General features: G+C 45.2%; 9 protein-coding genes, 1 tRNA gene and 1 pseudogene. 10 read left to right on the forward strand and 1 reads right to left on the reverse strand.

Features of this window, described 5'->3' with window-relative positions; genetic code table 11:
- Nucleotides 1-19: 19 nt before the first annotated feature.
- Nucleotides 20-1,360, reverse strand: coding sequence for an MFS transporter (locus AHMF7616_RS16930; RefSeq protein WP_115373956.1), 1,341 nt, complete (start codon nt 1,358-1,360; stop codon nt 20-22).
- Nucleotides 1,361-1,765: 405 nt separating this feature from the next.
- Between AHMF7616_RS16930 and dnaE the strand changes: the two are divergent.
- From dnaE to AHMF7616_RS16975, 10 genes and pseudogenes are all read left to right on the forward strand, one after another.
- Nucleotides 1,766-5,400 (forward strand): annotated as a pseudogene (gene dnaE / locus AHMF7616_RS16935) (DNA polymerase III subunit alpha).
- A gap of 82 nt (nt 5,401-5,482) precedes the next feature.
- Nucleotides 5,483-6,463 (forward strand): hypothetical protein, encoded by a 981-nt coding sequence (locus AHMF7616_RS16940; RefSeq protein WP_115373957.1) that lies wholly within the window; start codon nt 5,483-5,485, stop codon nt 6,461-6,463.
- Nucleotides 6,464-6,571: 108 nt separating this feature from the next.
- Nucleotides 6,572-6,666, forward strand: a tRNA-OTHER gene (locus tag AHMF7616_RS26470).
- A 315-nt stretch (nt 6,667-6,981) separates the two neighbouring features.
- The gene (locus AHMF7616_RS16945; protein ID WP_115373958.1) at nt 6,982-7,185 is read left to right on the forward strand and encodes a hypothetical protein; all 204 of its coding nucleotides are present in this window, start codon (nt 6,982-6,984) and stop codon (nt 7,183-7,185) included.
- Nucleotides 7,186-7,250: 65 nt separating this feature from the next.
- Complete coding sequence (locus AHMF7616_RS16950) at nt 7,251-7,625, forward strand: PIN domain-containing protein (RefSeq protein ID WP_115373959.1); 375 nt, start codon at nt 7,251-7,253, stop codon at nt 7,623-7,625.
- A 27-nt stretch (nt 7,626-7,652) separates the two neighbouring features.
- Nucleotides 7,653-8,726: a hypothetical protein gene (locus tag AHMF7616_RS16955; protein ID WP_115373960.1), complete on the forward strand. Its 1,074-nt coding sequence runs from the start codon at nt 7,653-7,655 to the stop codon at nt 8,724-8,726.
- Between the two features lie 282 nt (nt 8,727-9,008).
- A complete protein-coding gene (locus tag AHMF7616_RS16960; protein WP_115373961.1) occupies nt 9,009-9,248 on the forward strand; it encodes a hypothetical protein in 240 nt (79 codons plus the stop codon).
- Nucleotides 9,249-9,917: 669 nt separating this feature from the next.
- A complete protein-coding gene (locus AHMF7616_RS16965; RefSeq protein ID WP_115373962.1) occupies nt 9,918-12,938 on the forward strand; it encodes a T9SS type A sorting domain-containing protein in 3,021 nt (1,006 codons plus the stop codon).
- A gap of 283 nt (nt 12,939-13,221) precedes the next feature.
- Nucleotides 13,222-17,757 carry a T9SS type A sorting domain-containing protein gene (locus AHMF7616_RS16970; protein WP_115373963.1) on the forward strand — a complete coding sequence of 1,512 codons (4,536 nt, stop codon included), beginning with the start codon at nt 13,222-13,224 and terminating at the stop codon, nt 17,755-17,757.
- Between the two features lie 1,023 nt (nt 17,758-18,780).
- On the forward strand, nt 18,781-23,307 hold the full coding sequence (locus AHMF7616_RS16975; RefSeq protein ID WP_115373964.1) for a T9SS type A sorting domain-containing protein: 4,527 nt from the start codon (nt 18,781-18,783) through the stop codon (nt 23,305-23,307).
- Nucleotides 23,308-23,539 lie beyond the last annotated feature (232 nt).

Here is a 23,539-nt window from a genome sequence, read left to right on the forward strand (position 1 = left end):
TTACTTACAACAAACCTCATTACCGCTGCTCCGGCGGCATCGTTAAATTAGTAGCGGTTTGTACACCCGTCGCCACCTGCGGTAAAATTCCTAACTGCTGATAGATTGGCCGCACCAACAACCGTAGTTTTGGCAATTGTAAGGCAAACGGAACTACTGCCAGTAAACTCAAGCAACCGGAAATTAACAAAGTATAGGGTACGCCAATACGATTGGCGACCGTACCGGCCAGCAAGGACCCAAACGGTGCCATCCCCAGAAAAGCCATGGAGTAAAAACTCATCACTCGGCCCCGTTTATCATCGTCCACGATGGTTTGCAAAATGGTATTGTTGGCGGCCATTTGCACAATCATCCCAAAACCGATTACCAATATACACAACAGCGACATCCACAAGACCCGCGTAAACGAAAAACAAATCAGGCCAATTCCTAACAAGATGGTAGCCACCACAATTACCCGACCCAACCCGAGCACCGTTGGGCGTCGGGCTAAAAACAAGGCCCCGGTTAATGCCCCAATGCCCGAAGCTCCCATTAAATAACCGAGCGTATTGGCGCCACCGTGCAAAATATCGCGGGCAAAAACCGGCATTAACACGCTAAAAGGCATCCCCACTAGGCTAATTAATCCAATCTGAATAATAATGGCCCGAATGGGTGGAAACCCAACAACGTAGTTAAAACCTTCGCGCAACGATTCCCAAACCTTGGTATCTTTATTAGCGGCAGTTGTTTTAACGAGTACTTTAATAGAGAATAGCGAAAACAATACGGCTACGTAGCTCAATGCATTAATGGCAAAACACATCCCCTCCCCTACTGCCGCAATTATCAACCCGGCTACCGAGGGACCCACTAAACGGGCCACGTTAAACATCGAAGAGTTTAGCGCAATGGCGTTACTTACATCTTCCCGCTTATCAATCAGGTTAATGACAAAGGATTGCCTGGTGGGCGTATCGAAGGCGTTTACCATGCCTAAAAAAATACTCAGACCCACAATCCAGTAAATCGTTACGGCTCCGGTAATTACCAGTATGGCCAAAACGGTAGCCTGCACCATCGCCAGCGATTGCGTTAGAATTAAAATGCGGTGTTTATTAAACCTATCCGATAGCACTCCGGCAAAAGGGCCTAATAAAAAAGCGGGAACCTGACCCGCAAAACCTAAAATACCCAATAAAAACACCGAATCGGTGAGCCGGTAAACGAGCCAGCTCATGGCCACTTGTTGCATCCAGGTACCAATTAACGATACGCCTTGCCCCATAAAAAAATAACGGTAGTTGGGGTACTGCAAAGCCCGAAACATTTCGGATAAGGTAACTTTGTTCTTAGGTTCTGCTGCCGCGGCCATGTACTTTTTTAAAAAATTTAAAATTTATCTGTCTGCTTTACGGAAAACCCAGGCCAAGCGCTTATTTATTTTCGGCGATAGCCGTTGGTAAAAATTTAAAGCTGCTCCAAACGACTCTACATTTTTTAAATTTTTATTCAGACAAAGCCTTCAGCACAGACTAATAATCGCTAAACGCCAATATTCCAGGAGTGGCCCATCAAACCAATTTAAGATAATAACACCCAAACAATTAAGAAATAAGACACCTCAGGAAGCAAACATTTACTTTCGGAACTGCTACTTTTTGCGTAATTTCAATGTTAAACTCAGAAGGCTATTATAGTTTTGGGTAGACATGCTAATCCCTCTTAGTTTTCTAATACAAACTCATAACTCTAAACTTTAAACTCTTAACTAAATACAGTGCCTGAATTCTCGCATTTACACTGCCATACGCAATATTCTTTACTCGACGGAGCGGCCAGCATTGGCGGCCTGATGAAAAAAGCCCAAGCCGACGGCATGAAAGCCGTAGCCATGACCGACCACGGCAACATGTTCGGGGCTTTTAACTTTGTGGCCGAAGCGAATAAGTACAACGTAAAACCCATTGTGGGCTGCGAATTTTATTTGGTACAAGACCGCCACCAAAAAGTTTTCACCAAAGAACAGCGCGATAACCGGTATCATCAATTACTGTTAGCCAAAGACCAGGACGGCTACAAAAACCTCTCGAAACTTTGCTCGATGAGCTACATCGAGGGTTTGTACAGCAAATGGCCCCGCATTGATAAAGATATTTTAAAAAATACGCCAAAGGCTTAATTGCTACCAGCTGCTGCATTGGCGCCGAAGTACCGCAGGCCATTCTATGGAAAAGCGAAGAAGAAGCGGAAAAAACTTTACTGTGGTGGCTCGATTTATTCGGCGAAGATTACTACATCGAGATTCAACGCCACGGCCTGCAAAACATTGATAATACGGGCAAAAGCCAGGAAGACGTAAACCAGGTGCTGCTCAAGTGGGCCAAAAAATACAACATAAAAGTAATCTGCACCAACGACTCGCACTACATCGAGCAAAACGACTGGAACGCCCACGACATTTTATTGTGCGTAAATACCGGCGAAGACGAAAGCATTCCGGTCGGTGATTTTCAGACGAAATACTTCCGCTTGCTCACCAACAAAGGGGATGTCGCTTACGACCATATCGATAACCTGCGGAAAAACCTGGGCAACGACGACGTAGCGCGCCGCATGCTGTACCGCATCGAAGAAGAAATGCAGAAGCCCCGGCCACAAAGCCGTTTTGGTTTTCCCAACGACGAATTCTACTTCAAGACGCAGGCGCAGATGAACCAGCTGTTCCGCGACGTGCCGGAATCAGTTGACAATACCAACGAAATCGTTGATAAAATTACGCCGCCCAAACTTCAGCGCGATATTCTTTTGCCCAACTTCCCCATTCCGCCGGAACACGCCGGACCGGATGCTTTTTTGCGCCATTTAACCTTTGAAGGGGCCAAAAAACGGTACAAAGAATTTACGCCCGAGGTAGAAGAACGCCTGAACTACGAACTGCAAATCATCGAAACCATGGGGTTTGCCGGTTACTTTTTAATTGTGCAGGACTTTATCAACCAAGGCCGTTCCATGGGCGTGGTGGTGGGCCCGGGCCGGGGTTCGGCCGCGGGTTCGGCGGTAGCCTACTGCGTAGGGATTACCAACATCGACCCGATTAAATACTCGCTGCTGTTTGAGCGTTTTTTAAATCCGGAACGGGTATCCATGCCCGATATTGATATTGACTTCGACGACGAAAACCGCCAGCGGGTAATCGACTACGTGGTCGAGAAATACGGCAAAACCCAGGTAGCCCAGATTATTACGTTTGGTACCATGGCGGCCAAATCGAGCATAAAAGACGTGGCCCGCGCTACCGAATTGCCTTTATCCGAAGCGAACGAACTGGCCAAAATGGTACCCGATACCCCCGGCACCACGCTCGCCCGTGCCTTTATTGAATCGCCGGAACTAGCCAGCATTCGCGCGGGCAACGACCACCGCGGTAAAGTCATGCAACTCGCCGAAAAGCTGGAAGGTTCGGTGCGCAATACCGGTATTCACGCGGCCGGGGTAATTATTGCCCCCGATGATATTACTAATTACATTCCGGTTTCTACTTCCAAAGACTCCGACCTGCTCGTAACGCAGTTCGACGGGAAAGTAATCGAAAGCGCCGGCATGCTCAAAATGGACTTTCTGGGTTTAAAAACCCTCACCATTATTCGGGATGCTTTAGAACTGATTAAAACCAACCACGGCGTAGCTATTGATATTGACGAGATTCCGCTGGAAGACGAAAAAACCTTTGCGCTCTACCAACGCGGCGATACCATTGGTACGTTCCAGTTTGAATCCGAAGGCATGCGGATGTATTTGAAAGATTTGCAGCCCACCAATATCGAAGATTTAATTGCCATGAACGCCTTGTACCGCCCTGGTCCGATGCAGTTCATCCCGAACTTTATTAACCGGAAACACGGTCGTGAACCGGTAGAATACCCGCACGAGTTGCTCGAACCCATCCTGAATTACTCTTACGGGATTATGGTATACCAGGAGCAGATTATGCAAACGGCCCAGATTCTAGCGGGCTACTCCTTGGGCGGTGCCGACTTGCTGCGCCGCGCCATGGGTAAAAAAGACATGGCCAAAATGGCCAAAGAGCGCGAAAAATTTATAAAAGGTGCCAAAGAACTCCACAAAATACCCGAGAAAAAAGCGTCGGAAGTGTTTGACGTAATGGAGAAATTTGCGCAGTACGGTTTTAACCGGTCGCACTCGGCGGCCTACTCGGTGGTTGCTTACCAAACCGGATACCTCAAAGCACATTACCCGGCGGAGTACATGGCGGCGGTGCTCACGCACAACATGAATGATATTAAAAAGGTAACGTTCTTTATCGAGGAAGCGCGTCGGCAACAAGTACCGGTTTTGGGTCCGGACGTGAACGAATCGATTTATAAGTTTAACGTAAACAAAGAAGGCGCGATTCGTTTTGGTTTGGGAGCGGTAAAAGGCACCGGCGAATCAGCGGTAGAGGCTATTCTGGAAGAACGCGAAAAGAAAGGGACGTACTCCGACATATTTGACTTTGCCAAAAGAGCCAATTTGCGGGCCGTTAACAAAAAAACCTTTGAAAGTTTAGCCCAAGCCGGCGCTTTTGATTCGTTTGAACGCTACCACCGGGCGCAGTACATTGAAATACCGGAAGGCGATAGCCAGAACCTACTCGAAAAAGCCATGCGCTTTGGCAACCAGCACCAGGCAGAACAAAGCTCCGCGCAGCAATCGTTATTTGGGGGTGGCAGCGCCGTACAAATTCCTTTACCCAAAGTACCGGATATTGCTCCCTGGAGCCAAACCGAAATGCTGCGTCGCGAAAAAGAAGTAGTCGGTTTCTACATTTCGGGCCACCCGCTCGACCAGTTTAAACTGGAGATAGATTCGTACTGCACCTGCCCGCTGGATCGTATTGCGGAGTACAAAAACCGCGATATTTCGGTAGCGGGCATTGTGAGTAATATTGTGATCCGCACCGGTAAAAACGGCAACCCATTTGCCTTGTTCACCCTGGAAGATTACGACTCTACGCTGGGTTTGGCCTTGTTCGGGGAAGATTACGTGAAGTTCTCGCCTTATTTAAAAGACGGCATGTTCTTGTTCGTAAAAGGCAAAGTAACCCTGCGTTACAAATCCGAAGATCAATGGGAACTGAAACCGACCAACATGCAATTACTCGGCGACGTAGCCGATAAACTGGCCCAAGGCGTGCGCCTGGACATTGATATCCGGACCTTAAACGCCTTGCAAATTGATAACATTGAACTGGCCGCCCAGGAATCGCCGGGCCAGAAAAAGCTGGAACTCCTGCTCTGCGAACCTAACGAACGCCTTACCGTGGAAATGTTCTCCCGCAAATACCGCATCGACCCCAAAACGTTTATTCAGAAGGTAAAAGAGAAAGAGTTGGGGCAGTATAAGTTGATATAGTTGTTTGATTAACAAATGACGATTAAAAGTTAATTGTAGTTTCAAACTAATAATCAAAATTCAAATAAGCATTTGTTTATACATGGATTTAAATTTATTAAAAAGAAATCAAGGCATTTCATTTGAACTGAAGAAAAAAGCAATTGAAAAGAGCCGTAAATGTTCTCTTTTTAACTGCACTACTCCTTCTATTTTATCACATACTATACAAAAGAGTAAATTGAAGGAAATCCTTGCTCCAGATGGACATGTTTATACTATTGATTCAACAGGCTTCATTGAAGTAGGTACGTTATCTAAATTTAAAAAAGTAGGCGTAGGTAATGCTCTTACATTTAAGGGGTTCTGTTCGGTACATGATAATCAAATTTTTCAACCAGTAGAGAGAATTAATGCTGATTTTACTACTTATGAAAGTTTCCTTTTATTTTCATTTAGAGCTGTAATGAATGAAATTCGAAAAAAAGAAATAATTATTGATTGGTTTGAATCATTATTAAATCATCCAAAACTTCATGTTAGTATCAATAAGGAGAATGTTAAAGCAGGGCTTAGAGGACAACTTTTAGGTATCCAAGATTTAAAGTACGTTGAAGATGAGATATTGAATGAAATTGCCAGATTACCGAATCATAATAGATCATTTGTTTATAAAGTCTTAATTTTACCATCTATTCCTGTTTGTGGTTCAGCAATTTATAATGAAGAATCTTTTGAAGATATGGCCTCGCATACGTACGGACCAAATGGCGAATCCCCTTTAAATAGTAGATTAATTCACATCATTCCAGATTTAAATTCGACATATTTAATTATAGGCTATCACTCAAGTTTTAACAACAAGAATAGCCAATTCTTCAGCGAACTAGAGCAAAGAGATAATTCTTCTCTATTAAGTTTAGCTAATGACTTGCTTGTTAAAAGAATCGAATCTTGGGCTTGCTCTACTCAATTTTACTTAGAAAAGGTGAGACCAGTAGAGGAAGAATTTTTAAGATTATTTTCACACCCAAATACTAAAAGATTTATGGAAAGTCAACTTGCAATTAATATTTTATCTTAAAAGATCATGCAGGAATACTTACTAGATAAATGGAAAGAAATAAAACTTTTCTGTTTAAGTAATTACGTTTTAATCTAAAAAAAATAACTATCTTTACATAACGATTACGGCCCATTCGTCTAGTGGTTAGGACAAAAGACATTTTGGGTAGAGAGTTAAAGACTTTTAATCTTTGAACGTGGGTTCGATTCCCACATGGGCTACAATTATAATATTGACTCTCTACTCCTTAAATGCCAGCATATGCTGGCATTTTTGTTTATAATAACTTATTATGTTAATTTTTTGAAAAGAATCGCCTAGTGCAAGTATTTAGCGCAGCGCTACTTGTACTTTACAGACTAGAGGAAGTCTCCTGACTTCCGTAGGAAAATAATGTGTTACCCACCAGTCCGGAAACTGGCATTTGTCTTCTAGGTCCAAGAGACGCTGCGCTTAACTCTTGAATCAACAGGTTGCAACTTAACTTATACCTGATAAACTGTTTTTATAAAATTCGTATATTTAACAAAAAAGCCATGATCATCGAGCGGACAGAAAATGAGGTAATTTTTAAATTTTCGGGCAATATCAACGTGGATGATCTGCAAGATATAGCGGATTTTTTGGAGTTCGCGGAATTAGCAAACAAATCAAAGGCGACTCAAAACGAGGTAGATGCATTAGTAAAAACTGTAAAAAAAGGCCGTTGGGATAAAACTAAGTCCAGATTGGGTTTATGAGAATTGTTGTGGATACCAACATTGCATTTAGTGCTATTCTTAATACCAATAGTAAAATTGCCTGAATATTTCTTCAGCCAAAATCACGTTTAAACTTCTACTCAACGGAACAGCTTTTAACAGAGATCGAGGAGCATAAAGGTAAACTTCAAAAAATTTCAAAATATTCTGATTCGGAACTAAATAGAGCTATTTTGTTGATTACTAACCGAATAAGATTTATAAACGTAAAGCTTATACCTAAAGAAATTTACCAAAAAGCGGTAAATTTAACTATAGATGTAGATATTGACGACACCGAATTTGTAGCCTTAACGGAACATATTAAAGCAAAACTATGGAGTGGTGACAAAGAATTGTTTCAAGGTTTGAGAAAGAAAAAGTGGAATAAAATAATCACCACGGATGAACTCTACAACCTTGCTTTCGGCAAACTTTAAAGAATCTTTTAACCTAGTTAACACCCCATGCAAGCAGGAGAAATTGTAACGAAAAAGAAAGTGGTTTACCCCATTTCCAAACGGCTTCGGAAGTACCTGCGTACCTACGACCGGGAAGCCAAGCTGCCCGTCCGGTACGAAGATCTACTGCATAACAGCGAGTCGTTTCCGTATTACGATAAGTCCGGGAAAGACACGCTTTGGGAAACCGTGTTGTACGAGCAAACCCGCCAGCAGGAACTAAGCGAAGGCCTCACCATGAACTATGCCTTACTCAAAACCGCCGGCGATATTTCGGTGATGGAACATTTGCGGGTATCGCGGATTGATTATTGTACTTTTGGCAACACCAACCCGTTCCGGGTGCAGATTAAAAACCAGCTCAACGATAACTACGATTATTTCTACGTGAAACGGGCCGATGCGTCGCGGGTATACGGCCTGGAACTGGAGCATATTTTATCGCCGAGCCGCATTAATTATCGGGTCGATGGCGAAACCTTGATTGAAGAACACATTGCCGGCATCCCCGGCGACGTATTTATCAAAGAATACCTGGACCGGCCCAACACCAACAAAGTGCGCATTGCCAAAGAATTTGTAAAATTTAACGAGCGTTGCTTTATCCGGCTGCTCGGCGACATGCGCTCTTATAATTACGTAATTGATGTAACCCCCGATTTTGAAGACGAACAATACCGCGTGCGCTCCATTGACTTTGACCAGCAATCGTACGAAGGGCGCCGCTCGAAGTACCTGCCCCAGTTTTTTAAAGACAACAACAAGGTAGTAGAACTGGTACTGCAATTGCTCAACCCCCAAACACTACAACAATACCAAAGCGAAGAACGCACTTTGCTGTACCAGCGGTTAAAGTTAGCCCGCTACCGTTTAAAAGATTTAATTGATGCCATGCGCGTTGATACACTTTCTACTCCCGATAAAATAGAACAATTAAAACAAGAGCTGGCGCAGTTTCATCAATCCGATGATTTTTTAAAATGCAACAACATGGGCGATTTGGTACGGCTTAATATCAAAACTATTCTTACCCGCGAGCCCCGCATTGTAGTTAACAAAACCAGACGTAAAACCAGTTAAGCGCACAATTGCCTTTTACCGCTAGTAGCTTTCCGTACGTAATGGTATATTCAGGCAAGAAGTTATTCGTTATTAGTGGTTTGTTAATCGCTCCACTGCTATAACTTTTAATACCAATTAACCTTAACCAACCTCGGTTAAAAGCCTGGTATTTTTACTCTTTTGCTCGTTTTTAAGAATAAAAATAACTCCGGTCGTTTGCTGCTGATAGAGGCCGCCGATTTTTACAAGTGCTGGTGGCTTTTTGTTCTACTGGAATAAAACCCACCTATTTAACCCCACGTGGCCCCTTACGCCAAATTTCACGACAGCATAACCATTGGGCTGGGCTCTAATCTGGTCGGAGCCAGCCTTTATTTGATGCAAAAGAAAACCGGTGCCCAAACCTGGCAGTTGCAATGGGGTTCCTTGTTGCCAACTTTTTTCTGGGTAGCCCAGGCCGCTTCTTTTGCTAGGCGCCAGAGGCTTACAGCAGATTTTCCGGATAAAAGTACCTCGATTAGGTTCCAGTTGGTTGAATGAAGCACCTACTTTGTTTATTAATGCACTCGGTATTAGGACTAGGTTACGTGTTAAGCAAAAAAATTCTTTTATTCCAACCAATACTCATCACCTATTCTGCCGCATAAAGTTGATGGTGAGTTACTTGTTACTAGTTAACTCACCATCAGCTAAATTTTAAAAAATTAATTATTCGAACCGCAAAAAAGCACCAAGTAACTTCGTAAAGGTCAAATGCCTCGTTGTAAGATTCAGTTAGATTTATAAATAACTAGTTGCGTTCATCCATTTAATAATTTGGTATTTACTCCGTACACACTATTACCTCCCGCTAAGTAGGGCCAAAACTATCTGGGTTTATTTCCGTTATTTTATAAGCTACATTCCTTTTACAAGAACTTTTATAACTATATCCTGTATTTCTGTTTTCTGTTTTCACTATGACTTAGGTTTACTACTTTCCGACTAAGGCTGCGGTATCTATTCCGTTTATCGGCTATTTGACCAAGCACCTTTATTTTTAACTCTTTTCTGCCCTGAATACGCCAAAATCTACTGGGTAAGGGTTATTAGGGTAGCAAATGCTATTGCTTTTGCTGTTTTTTTAAATTTTCTGCGGGCAGGTAGTATTTAATTCTGTGGTTTTGGTTTACTTCAATTCAAGAATTTACTTTTAAAAGCCTATTCTTTATGATTAAATTTTTATTTGTTGTGCGTAACGCTTTTTATTTCTTTCTGCCAAAGTGTTACCGGCTCCTTTTTACTTCAATCTTTTTTTGCCTGTTTACCGGTATAGTAGGCGCTCAAAATAGTATTATTAAAAAATGGGATAAAACCTTAGGGGGCAACGCCGATGACTTTATGAGTACCATGGTAGCTACTCCGGACGGCGGGTACTTACTGGGAGGAACTTCTTTTTCCACTAAAAGCGGCGATAAAACCGACGACAATCAAGGCGAATCGGATTGTAGCCACGGCTCTTGTTTCTTTACTTCCGAAGATTTTTGGTTGGTAAAAATAAACGCGCAAGGGCAGAAAGTATGGGACAAAACTCTGGGCGGCCGGGGCAGCGATCAACTAAAAGCCCTGGTGGCTTTACCCGAAGGCGGCTACTTAGTAGCGGGTATTTCTTACTCCAACGCCAGCGGCGATAAAAGTACCGATAGTAAAGGCTTCAGTGATTACTGGGTAGTAAAAATTGATTTGTACGGCAATAAAATATGGGACCACACGTACGGGGGCAGCAGTGCCGACGATTTAGCTAGTCTTGTAAGCACAACCGATGGCGGCTTTCTTTTAGGAGGTACTTCCTTTTCGGGTCAGGGAAACGATAAAACAGATCGGAACCGGGGCGAAAACAACTCGGATTACTGGTTAATTAAAATAAATAGCGAAGGCCATAAAGAATGGGATAAAACCTTTGGCGGCATTAACACCGATTACTTAACTTTCCTCACGGTTACGCCCGATAACCATTATTTAGTAGGCGGTTCTTCTAATTCCCGGGTAAGCGGCGACAAAACCGCCGCCAACAAGCAATCCGCTACGGCCCGAGCAGAAAACACGTACAACGGCTGGGTAGTAAAAATAGATAGCCGGGGCAATAAAAAATGGGACAAAACCTACGGCTATTCCGACCGCGACAATCACTTGACGGCCGTTTATTATGATGCCACTACCCACGGGTTCTTACTTGGCGGCTCCACCGCCGGCTTATCGCTGAACGACTACGATTATGATTATTTATTGGCGCGGATAGATGTAAATGGCAACCAGGCTTGGCTCAGCACTTACGGCGGCGAAAGCAATGATTTTCTGAGTGCGATTACGGTAGCTCCGGATGATAATATTTTATTGGGAGGCACTTCTACGTCGCAGGCCGGTAAAAACAAAAGCGAAAAAAACAAAGGATTCGAAGATTTCTGGTTATTACGCCTCGCTAACCGCCGGATCGTGTGGGATAAAACCATTGGGAGCGGCAACTCCGATCAACTCCGCACCATGCTTTTTACCCAGGATCAAAGTTATTTATTAGGAGGTACTTCAAACTCTGGCCGTAATCCGGATAAAAGTGAAAATAGCCGGAGTAGCCGCGACTATTGGGTGATGAAATGGCGGGAAGCGGTTCCCGCAACTGCCTCTACGGCTGATTTCCGCTTTGGTGGCGCCCAACACGATAACTTTACGCAATTGCTGAAAACCGGCGATAATGGATACCTGCTCGGCGGTTATTCCGAATCCGACAATACCGGCGACAAATCAGAAGTTGGGCGGGGAGGCTTTGACTATTGGGTAATAAAAACCGATGCCACGGGTAAAGAACTATGGAATAAACGATTTGGTGGGGTTAAAAACGATTTCCTGAACAGCATGCTGCAAACCCCAGACGGCGGTTACTTACTAGGTGGCAGTTCCGAATCGGGCGTTGGTGGCGATAAATCGGGCGTTAGCCGCGGCGACCGGGATTTTTGGGTAGTAAAAATTAGCAGCACCGGCGCTAAAGAATGGGACCGCACCTTTGGCGGCAGAGGTTTCGAAGATTTGCGCCAGCTCCGGCAGCTGGCTTCCGGTAATTATATTTTAGGCGGCTATAGCATTTCGCCGGCCGGCGACGATAAAAGTGAGGGCAGCCGGGGTGGCTACGACTACTGGGTGGTTACGCTCAATCCGCGGGGCAATAAAATCTCCGATCATCGGTTTGGCGGCAATGCCCACGATTACCTGCAAGATGTAATAGTAAATCCGGATGGCAGCTTATTGCTAGGCGGAACGTCGGTATCGGGGTTGAGCGGCGACAAAAGCCAGATAAGCCAGGGCAGCGCCGATTATTGGGTAATTAAAGTAGCGCCCGATGGCCGGGCGCTCTGGGATAAAAGTTTTGGCAGTACCGAGCAGGATTATTTACAGGCTTTAGCGGCCGTCGGCGACAACTACATTCTGGCTGGTTACAGCAACTCCCCCGGTAACGGCCACAAGAGCCAGAATAGCCAGGGAGGTCATGATTTTTGGTTTTTAAAAATAAATGCCAATGGGCAGAAAGTATGGGACAAAACTTACGGGGGAGCTGGCTACGAAGAATTACATTCTATATCGATAACTACTAATGGCAACTTACTACTGGGCGGCACTTCTTTTTCGGAAGCAAGTGGTGATAAAACGCAAAACAGCCGGGGCAGTAGCGATTACTGGATGGTTCAAACCAACAGTGCTGGCACCAAACAATGGGATAAGCGGTACGGTGGCCAAGGGAAAGACGAGTTACGCACCTTATTGCAAGACAGCGACGACAGCTACCTGCTCGCGGGCCGCTCTAACTCCGACATTAGCGGCGACCAGACCAATGCCAGCCAGGGAAACAATGATTACTGGCTCGTTAAAGTTAGCTTACCCGCTACCTCTACCTTTATCCGAAAAGCTACGCAGCCGGAAGCACCTGTTCATCCAACCGAAAGTACGCTGGTAAAAGCTTACCCTAACCCGTTTCAGGAGCAAGTTACCATTCGTTTTACGCTGCCCGAAACCCAACTTGCTACGGTAAAAATACTCGATAACCAGGGCAGAGAAGTTACTACTTTATTTCAGCAGGAAGCAAAAGCTCACTACACGTACCAACTGGAATGGCTAGGAAGTAAGCAATCCAATGGATTATATCTACTGCAGCTCCAAACCCCTACTGGGCAAAACACTCAAAAAATACTCCTCCACAAGTAAGTTTTTTAAATTTTTTTATTTTTCAAAGCCAATGGAAGTTACTCTTTAACCAACTTTTCTTATTTGTATTAAAAAATACAAGCAACTTTATATATAATATTACATATTTACCATAAATTTTTAAAGACTAGTAATAAATACCTAAGTTTAGGTATTGTGCCCAGAGGCAAGACCCTGTACCTTTAACTGATTTATGTAGCGGTGCTGCAAATTCTATAACTCCATCGGGTAGTTTTTGCCAGTAAACGCTTTTGCGTATTTACCTATTCAACCAATTTAATTAATGAAAAATTTTTCTACTCCTGTGTTCCGGCTTTTAACAACCCTGCCGGAGACGAACCCTTGGTGGTGCCGTTTAAGCACTACCTTCTGTTTTTGCCTTGGCCTCTCGGCCGCTACTTCGGCGCAGAACCAACTCTGGGATAAATACCTGAATAGCGGTTATAACGGCAAAACCATCGTACTCCCTACCACCGATGGCGGTTATATTGTGGGCGGCTCTTCTTCCAGTGGCATCAGTAAAGATAAAAGCCAGGCCAGCCGGGGTGGCAGCGACTACTGGATCATTAAACTGGATGCTGATCGCAATAAAGTTTGGGATAAAACTTTGGGGGGTACTGGCACGGAACAATTAACTGCCTTGCAACTTACCCAAGATGGTGGCTACATTCTGGGCGGTTTCTCCGATTCAAATAAAGGCGGCGATAAAACGCAAGTCAGTAAAGGAAAATCGGATTACTGGGTTGTAAAAATTACCGGCACAGGCGCGAAAGTATGGGACCAAACCCTGGGGGGCATAGAAGAAGACAGATTAGGGGCTCTGCAACAAACCCAAGATGGCGGTTTTATTCTGGGCGGCTCTTCTATTTCAGATAAAAGCGGGGATAAAACGCAGGAAAATTGGGGCGGCTTAAACCCGGATGGTGTGCCTTACAATGATTACTGGGTCGTAAAGCTCAACGCCAGCGGTGCTACAGTGTGGGATAAAACTTTGGGCGGCACTAGTACCGATAACTTCTCAGACTTGCAGCAAACGCAAGATGGGGGTTATATCCTAGGAGGAACTTCGTACTCCGGCATTAGCGGCGATAAAACAGAAGTTAGCCGGGATCTCCGGGGCGCAGATATTAAAGGGGATTACTGGGTTATAAAACTCGAAAGTGATGGCACTAAAGCCTGGGACAAAACAATTGGTGGTACCTATGGAGACCGGTTATTTGTTGTGCGGCAAACAAAAGATGGTGGCTACATTCTGGGCGGCACTTCTAATTCCTACACATCTGGTGATAAAACAGAATCTTTCCTAGGAGAGTATGATGGCTGGGATAATGGTGATTACTGGGTAGTAAAACTAGACGCCACGGGTAAAAAGATCTGGGATAAAACCCACGGGGGATCCGAGAACGAGGATCTAAACTCCCTGGAGCAAACCCAGGATGGCGGCTATATTCTGGCGGGTGAAACGAATGCATCGGGGGAAATCTTAAAATTAACGCCGAACGGCGATAAAGTATGGAATACGGGCCCCGATCTAAACGGAAATGATTACGAAAAACGATTAACCTCCATTGTGCAAACCAGCGATGGCGGTTATCTGGCCGGAGGAGAAGATACTTTCGAAGGAGGCGTTTATATCCTCAAGCTAGCCCAGAACAAAGCTCAAACGATCACCTTCACGCCTATTCCTACTAAATTATACGGCGTAACTCCTTTCACGGTATCGGCTAAGGCCAGCTCCGGTTTGCCCGTAACCTATGAAGTGCTATCCGGCTCGGTGGAACTCAAGGGTACTACCCTTACCCCCACCGGAGTGGGCACCGTAACCATAATAGCCTACCAGGCCGGTAACGAAACGTATGCACCTACCCAAGCGAAATACACTTTTAACCTTGTTTATCCATCTCAGGTAACTACTAATAAAGTAATTGGAGGTAGTGCCGAAGACAAGTTAGCGGTAATGCAAAAAACCAAGGATGGGGGCTATATTCTGGGCGGCTCTTCTAAATCCGGCGTTAGCGGCGATAAAACGCAAGCTAGTAAAGGAGAATTGGATTTTTGGATAGTTAAACTGAAGGCGGATGGCCGTATCGAGTGGAACAAGACGCTGGGTGGTAGTAAAAGCGATCAGTTAAAGGCGCTCCAACAAACCCAGGATGGCGGTTACATTCTCGGCGGCACTTCTTCTTCCAGTATCAGCGGCGATAAAAGCCAGGCTGGCAAAGGACAGGCGGATTACTGGGTTATTAAGTTAAACGCTGATGGCAGCAAAGCCTGGGATAAAACCTGGGGTGGTACCAGCCAAGATAGTTTATCGGCGCTGCAACAAACAAAGGATGGCGGTTATATCCTAGGTGGGTACTCCTACTCCAATAAAAGTGCCGATAAAGCGGTAGATAGTAAAGGAGCTGCTGACTTCTGGGTAGTAAAACTAAGCGCTACTGGCGCCAAGGAATGGGATAAAACTTTTGGCGGCAGCGGCCTTGATATCTTAACCTCGCTCCAGCAAACCAAGGACAACGGGTATATTTTGGGTGGTGCTTCCGCTTCCAACATCAGTGGCGATAAAACCCAGGTCAGTCGAGGGGGTTTGGATTATTGGATAGTAAAGCTCCAGGCCGATGGTAGTAAAGAATGGGACAGAACTGCGGGTGGCGATCAAAAGGATTATTTAACCGTGGTGCGTCAAACTGCCGATAATAATTATATTCTAGCCGGTAGCTCTAATTCTTCGGACATAGGCGGCGATAAGTCACAACCATCCAAGGGGAAAACAGATTATTGGATCGTAAAGGTAGATTCTTACGGAATAGACTGGAACAGCACCTACGGGGGTAACGAAGATGATTATTTAACTTCCATTCAGGAGCTAGACAATCAAAAATTTTTACTTGGCGGCTATTCCGCTTCCGGTGTTTCGGGTGATAAAACGGAACCCAATAGAGGCAATGCCGCTGAATCCGGAACATTAACCGCTGATTACTGGGTAGTAAAAGTGGAAAAAAGAGAAGGAATTTCCGGCACTTATAAAGTATGGGATAAAACCATCGGCGGGAACGGTCAGGAGGAGTTAATAGCGGCGCTACCCACCAGCAACGGAAACTATGTTTTAGGCGGCAGTTCCAACTCTGGTGTTAGCGGGGATAAAACGCAAGCCTCCAAAGGGTTTAGAGACTACTGGATAGTAGACTTAAATTTAAACGAAATGCCTACCGTCCCTTATTGGAACATGCGCTACGGCGGATATTTACCGGATAACTTTACTACCTTAATTAAAACAGCCGATGGCGGGTACTTATCCGGAGGGTACACTACTTCCCGAAACAGTGGCGATGTAGAATACGCGGAAGGAGTAGCAAAACAGAACTATTGGATAATTAAGACGGACCGGAATGGCAAGAAAGAATGGGATAAACTTTACGGCGGGCTGAACGATGATTATCTGAATCAGGTCATCCAGACCCAAGATGGCGGTTACTTGTTAGCCGGTTCTTCTTTTTCGGGCAACAGCATTAACAAAGGCCAGGCCAGCCGCGGTGGCCGGGACTACTGGATCGTGAAGATAGGCGCGCAGGGTACCCGGCAATGGGACAAACGTTTTGGGGGCACGGGCAACGATGAGCTCAAGAAAGTGATTCAATTAACCACTGGCGAATACGTGCTGGCCGGTTACAGCAACTCCCCGGCCAGTGGCGACAAGAGCCAGGGTAGCCAGGGCGGCAACGATTACTGGTTGATCAAACTTACCAAAACCGGGATAAAGCTGTGGGATAAACGCTACGGCGGCAACCAGAATGATGAACTGGAAAGCATTACCCTCACCGCTACCAATGGATTTATTCTGGGCGGCACCTCTGCTTCCGGGATCGGCGGCGACAAAACGCAGGCCAGCCAAGGCAGCCAGGACTTTTGGTTAGTACGGGTAGATGCGGATGGCAACAAGATCTGGGATAAACGCTACGGTGGCACCGGGAACGAGGTGTTAACCACCGTAGGCTGGAACCGGGAATATAGCCCGCAAACCAATGTAGACGGCGATTATTACCTGGCTGGTTACAGTACTTCTGGCATTAGTGGCGATAAAAAGCAGGCTAGCCAAGGGGGAAAGGATTTCTGGTTTTTGCAAATCAAGAGCAACGGCATTTTGTACCGGGAAAAAAGTTACGGCGGTAGCGGCGACGAGGAACTGCGGTCCGTGCTTCAGACAGAGGAAGGTGATTATTTGCTGGCGGGTTCTTCTAACTCCGGCGTAAGCGGCGATAAAAGCCAGGTCAGCAAAGGCAACAGCGATTACTGGTTAGTGCGAATCAATGCCACCGGGGCTAAGCAGTACGACCAAGCATATGGGGGCAGCGACAAAGAAGAACTACGGGCCATGGTGCTGGCCGAAGATGGAGGCATTGTGCTGGGCGGTAGATCTGATTCCCCAATAAGCGGAGATCGCAGTCAGCCTAGCCAGGGCCGTACCGATTACTGGTTAATCAAGATAGTCTCGGAAAAAAGCGGAATGGTAGTTAGCCGGGTAGCCAACGAACCCGAGCTAGCGATCGAACAATCAAGCAACGTACAGTTACTTGTTTACCCGAATCCGTTTCAAGAGAAAGTAACTATTAGCTTTACGCTGCCCGAAACTCAGCCCGCAACGGTTAGAGTACTTGATAGTCAGGGTTGCGAAATTACTACCTTATTCCAAAAGGAAGCACAAGCCAAACAGGCCTACCAAGTAGAATGGCAGGCGGGTAAACAAGCAGCCGGTATGTACTTGCTGCAATTACAAACGCCTACGGGACAAATCACCAAAAAAATACTTCGGAGCAGGTAATTTTTTTAAATTTTTTCTTTTCTCAAGCCAGCCAGAACACTTCTGGCTGGCTTTTTTATTCGATCTTTTTCAAATTCTCCGCATATTTTGTTTGCTTAGCGCTTTAATTTCTACTGGCCAGCATTGCGGCGTCTTATTGTTACAAAACCAAACTATAGCCAACGCAGCAGAATAATTAATGCTTTGCCCATGCTGCGAATAGTTTTAGTCTGCCGGCGTTTTAAGAAAAATGTAACTAAGATTCTATCCTGGCTTTAATAAAAGAGGTTCAGGTTAATTGCTTTGTTAAAATTTCAAATTTTTGAGTAATAATACTTAGCTAAATCGTTGGAAAATACTTACATTAAGGGGAAATAAGCAGCGTATTTATTTCTTTTATTAACCCGGCATCTCTTTTGGGCACCAAAGTTCAGCGCTTTCGGTTAGCAGTTCCTTTCACAATAGTTGTTATTTCTTGTTTAATTTTAATGTCTTCGTCTATGCAAACAAGAGTATTCCACTTGCACCAAAAATTTTAAATTTTAGCTTCGACTACCCTTTTACCAGTGTTTCAGAATAAACTTTAGGAGCCGCCGCTGCGCAAATTATAGCGGGTGTAAGATCTTAGCTGATTTTGGCAATAATTTACCATTCATGCTAGCGCATCGAAAGGAAGAGCTTCTGTTTTAAACTTAATCAGGATAAAACAGAAGCCCCTGGAGACCTAAAGAAGAAAGTTCAAGATTTTTCACCTCCATAGCAAATAGCAAAGCTAAAGAGTATCAATGCCAAAAAAAGGATACTAGCTGTTTTTCAAAAATAGCTACCATTTATTAATTTATCATTTACTGGTTGCCAAATTGCTGCTTGCTTTATTCGCGTCATCACTTGTTTTCAGTACATCAATTAACTCCGCAACCGACCTAAATTTTAAAAAAAATAAGGCCAGAAGCGTCTCCACCCTCGCGGCAACCCGGTTATAGAACTGACTGGGTTCTGGTTCTCCTGCTTCGTTTATTGCTCTTTTCCTTAAAACTTTATTTTATGAAAACCGCTTTTATTAGTACCAGTAGGTGTTTTAAATTTCCCTATTTTACCTATTGGGTCCGGGCAATTTGGTTGGTATGCCTGCCCATCTCTTTTAATTCTTTTGCGCAAAATAAAATTTGGGATCAAACGTACGGGGGCCCACTAACGGACAAACTCTCCGCGATGGTAGCTACGCCGGATGGCGGCTTTCTATTGGGGGGATCTTCCCTGTCCAATAAAGGAGCCGATAAAACCGAAGATTGCCGGGATGGGAATAAAGCTTACATCAGCGAACCGGTGGGTGATTATTGGATTATTAAATTAGATGCCAACGGCCAAAAAGTATGGGATAAAACCTACGGCGGAGATAACACCGATAACCTGAAAACTGTAATAGCTACCTCGGACGGCGGCTATTTACTGGGTGGTTTTTCCTTGTCGGGTATCAGTGGCGACAAGAGTGAAAAAAACAGGGCCACTTTTGATCAAAATAAGCAAATTACGCCGGATTATTGGGTGGTAAAAATTGATGCTAACGGAGAAAAAATTTGGGATAAAACTTTCGGGGGCAAAAATAGTGATATTTTAACCTCCCAGGTAACAACTGCCGATGGGGGCTTTTTACTCGGTGGTTATTCTGATTCCGGAAAAGAAGGTGATAAAACGCAAGCAAATAAATGCAACCAAGATTACTGCGGCAGTGATTACTGGATAGTAAAGCTAAAAGCCGACGGCAGTAAAGAATGGGATAAAACTTTCGGCGGCGATTATAACGAAAGCCTGGCCACCGTACTAGTAACCAATGATGGGGGCTACCTGCTGGGGGGGTCTTCTGAATCCGGCAAAAGCGGGGATAAAAGTGTGGCACCAACCGGAAACTGGTTATTAAAGCTGGATGTTACCGGCAAAAAAATCTGGGATAAAGTGTACGGTACCGGTGGTCTGCGGGCAATGGCAACTACAACCCAGGGAGGATATTTGCTGGGCAATGCCGACTATAGAATTACCAAACTAAACGCCGCTGGCAGCAAAGAATGGGAAAAGAATTACCGCAGTAGCACCCAAGATATACTCGGAACGGTGCTTGTTAGCCCCGATGGCAGCTACTTATTAGGCGGCATATCCCTCCGGGGTAAAGGCGGACATAAAAGTGAAGAAAAAAAAGGCTACTGGGTAGTAAAGGTAAACAAAAACGGCGATAAGATATGGGAAAGAACTTTTGGCAGCGACGACTTTTCCTTTAACTGGCCCGCTACTTTCGATCTGGATGTAATAATCACCCCCGATAAAAATTTCCTGCTGGGTGGTACGGCCGCCTCGGGTATCCGCGGCGATAAAAGTGAAGCCAGCCGTGGTTCTAACGACTATTGGGTCGTAAAAGTAGGTAATACCGATAAGCAAGTTCAAAACATCACCTTCCCTACGCCACTCCTTACCAGAACACTGGGCGATGCGCCTGTTATTCTTAAAGCCCAAGCTAGTTCGGGGTTACCCGTTACTTTTTCGGTGATTTCGGGCCCGGCTACCCTTACTCAAAATTTACTCACTTTTACGGGAATAGGGAGAATTATCATACAAGCTTCCCAAACCGGTAATGCTATCTTTGCCCCGGCATCTGCGATAAACCAGGTTATCATCGTGGACCCACCTGGCCCGGTTACTAAACTTTGGGATAAGCGTATTGGCGGCAAACGCAACGATCAGCTAATAACCATGGTTGCCGCTCCCGATGGCGGCTATCTGCTGGCCGGCAACTCTAATTCAGATAAAGGGGGCGATAAAAGTAGTTCTAAAAATGGTTATTGGCTCGTGAAGATAGATCCGGATGGAAAAAAACTCTGGGACATTACTATAGCTGCCTTTGGCGATTTGGGCGACCGGTTCACAAGTCTGATAAGCACCACCGATGGCGGCTATTTATTAGGCAGCACTTCTTCTTTTGATTTTAGTGATCTGTACCGGGTAGTTAAAATCAGTAGTAGTGGTACAAAGCAATGGGAAAAAGCTATAGGAGGATTTAACGAAGCCGGGAACTCCCTGGATGCGTTATTGGCTACCCCGGATGGAGGCTATTTATTGGGTGGGTCCTCTAACGCCGACATTGGCGGGGATAAAAGTGAACCCAGCCGGGGAGAACAAGATTACTGGCTGGTAAAGCTGGATGCAAACGGCAATAAGCTGTGGGATAAAACTTTAGGCGGTACGCAAAGCGAAGAGCTCACCTCACTGGTGGCAACCCCCGATGGCGGCTATCTGGCAGGTGGTTATTCTGGCTCCGGTAAAAATGGCGATAAGAGTGAAAATAACAAAGGAATTCCGGATGTATATGGCTATTTATCGGTGGATTATTGGATAGTAAAAATAGATGCAACCGGTAAGAAACTGTGGGATAAAACCTGGGGGGGAGATAAGAATGATTTTTTAAAAAGTATGGTAGCCACCCCGGATGGAGGGTATTTAGTAGGTGGTTCTTCCTTTTCGGATAAGAGCGGCGACAAAAGCGAAATCAACCAGGGCCTACCGGATGCTAATGGCAGCTTAACCTCGGATTACTGGCTGGTAAAGATTGATGCCCAAGGCACCAAAATATGGGATGAAACCATAGGCGGATCTAACTACGATCATCTGGCAACAATCGCGGCTACACCGGACGGAGATTATCTGCTGGGAGGAACTTCTACTTCCGGGATCGAGAAAGATAAAAGTGGCGAGGTTCGGGGAATAGATCAGGTTTATGGAGACTATTGGATCGTGAAGATAGATAAAGATGGCAAGAAGGTTTGGGATAAGATCTTAGGAGGAGAAAAAGGCGATGAGCTCACAACCATGGTGGCTTCCCCAAATGGTACCGGTTACATACTAGGAGGAAGTTCCGCTTCGGATGCTAATGGTGACAAGACTGAACCTAACTGGGGTGTATACGATTTTTGGTTAGTAAAGCTAAAAGAAGACCAACCGCTTGCAGCATCCTGGAACAGGCGCTACGGTGGCAGTGGCAGCGATAACCTGACTTCTACCATTAAGACCCAAGATGGGGGTTACTTAAGTGGCGGTTACACCAACTCCGGGGTAAGTGGCGATAAAAGCCTAAACAGTCAGGGCCAGAACGACTACTGGATTGTCAAGAGTGATAAAAACGGCAAAAAACTCTGGGACAAACGTTATGGTGGTTCAGGTGACGATTATCTCCACCGCGTGATCCAGACTGCTGACGGTGGTTACTTACTAGCGGGCTCTTCTTTCTCGAACAAGAGCGGCGACAAGTCCCAGGCCAGTAAAGGTAACCGTGACTACTGGCTGGTGAAAACCGATCAGCTGGGCAATAAGGAATGGGATAAAACCTACGGCGGCTCCGGCAAAGAGGAACTCGTTAAAGTCATTCAACTGCGTACTGGCGAGTACGTGTTGGGCGGACATAGCAACTCTCCCGTAAGTGGCGATAAAAGCCAAGCTAGTCAAGGTAGTTCAGATTACTGGATTTTAAAAATAAGCAGCACGGGCACTATTATTTGGGATAAACGCTATGGTGGCAGCTTAGCAGAAACACTCGGCAGCTTTGTTCAAACCCCGGATGGCGGCTACTTACTCGGAGGATCTTCCTTGTCCGGGAAAACCGGGGATAAAACGCAAAGTAGCCAAGGAGCGAGTGATTACTGGGTCGTGAAAACGGATCAACAAGGTAAGATCGTCTGGGAGAAAACCTATGGCGGCAGTAAAGCGGATCAAGTTTACTCGGTAGCTATGAACTCCGCTAAGAACTACTTTATTTCCGGAACGAGCAGTTCGGGTAAGAGTGGCGACAAGACACAAGCCAGTCAAGGAGGCCAAGATTACTGGTTAGTTACTTTAGATGAGAATGGCAATAAGCTGTGGGATCGTACATTCGGCGGCAGTAAAGATGATGAACTGCGGGCCAGCACGATTACCAGTAAAGGACATTACATACTGGCGGGTCACTCCTCCTCCGATGCAAGCGGCGATAAAACCCAGGACAGCCAGGGCGACAGTGATTACTGGGTCGTAGCCGTAGACGAGCAAGGCAATAAAGTACAAGATTTACGCTACGGAGGCAGCGAAGCGGAAGTACTCCGCACCGTGACCCCGACCAAAGACGGCGGCTTGCTGCTAGCCGGCAGATCTGCTTCGGGCGTGAGTGGGGATCGTACCCAGCCCAGTCAGGGCAGTACCGATTACTGGCTCGTGAAAGTAGCTCCCACCACTAATTCCCTGTTAGCTACTAGACAAGTAACTCTAGCCGAAGAACCAGTTAGTAAAACCGAAGGCTTTCAATTTCAAGCTTACCCCAATCCTTTCCGGGAGAAAGTTACTATAAGCTTTATGCTATCCCAGACTCAGTTTGCTCAGGTAAAAGTATCTGACAGCCAGGGTAGAGAAATAACTACTTTGTTTAAGGGAAGGGCCCAAGCCAACCAAACCTATCAGGTAGAGTGGCAAGGACACAACAAAGTTGCCGGCATGTACCTAGTGCACCTAAATACTTCGGCCAGGAATGTTACAGCTAAAATCTTACTTAGCCCTTGAATGAATTATTGCGGGTTTCCGTAACAAGAAAGATTAAATACGAGAAGAATTTCTTTGTTATCCTGCCTTTTGCCTTGTGGGCTTAGCGAGATTTGAATAGATATATCTAAACTTTCTTACGGGAAATTTTAGTTGTTTCGTTGCCCGAGTCTTTAAAATATAGTAAAATTTCTATCCTTTTCAGTAGACAGGCTTAGCCGCTCATTGCTTTCTAATTTTCTGATGCTTCATT

It is taken from the genome of Adhaeribacter pallidiroseus (assembly GCF_003340495.1).
Taxonomy (GTDB): domain Bacteria; phylum Bacteroidota; class Bacteroidia; order Cytophagales; family Hymenobacteraceae; genus Adhaeribacter; species Adhaeribacter pallidiroseus.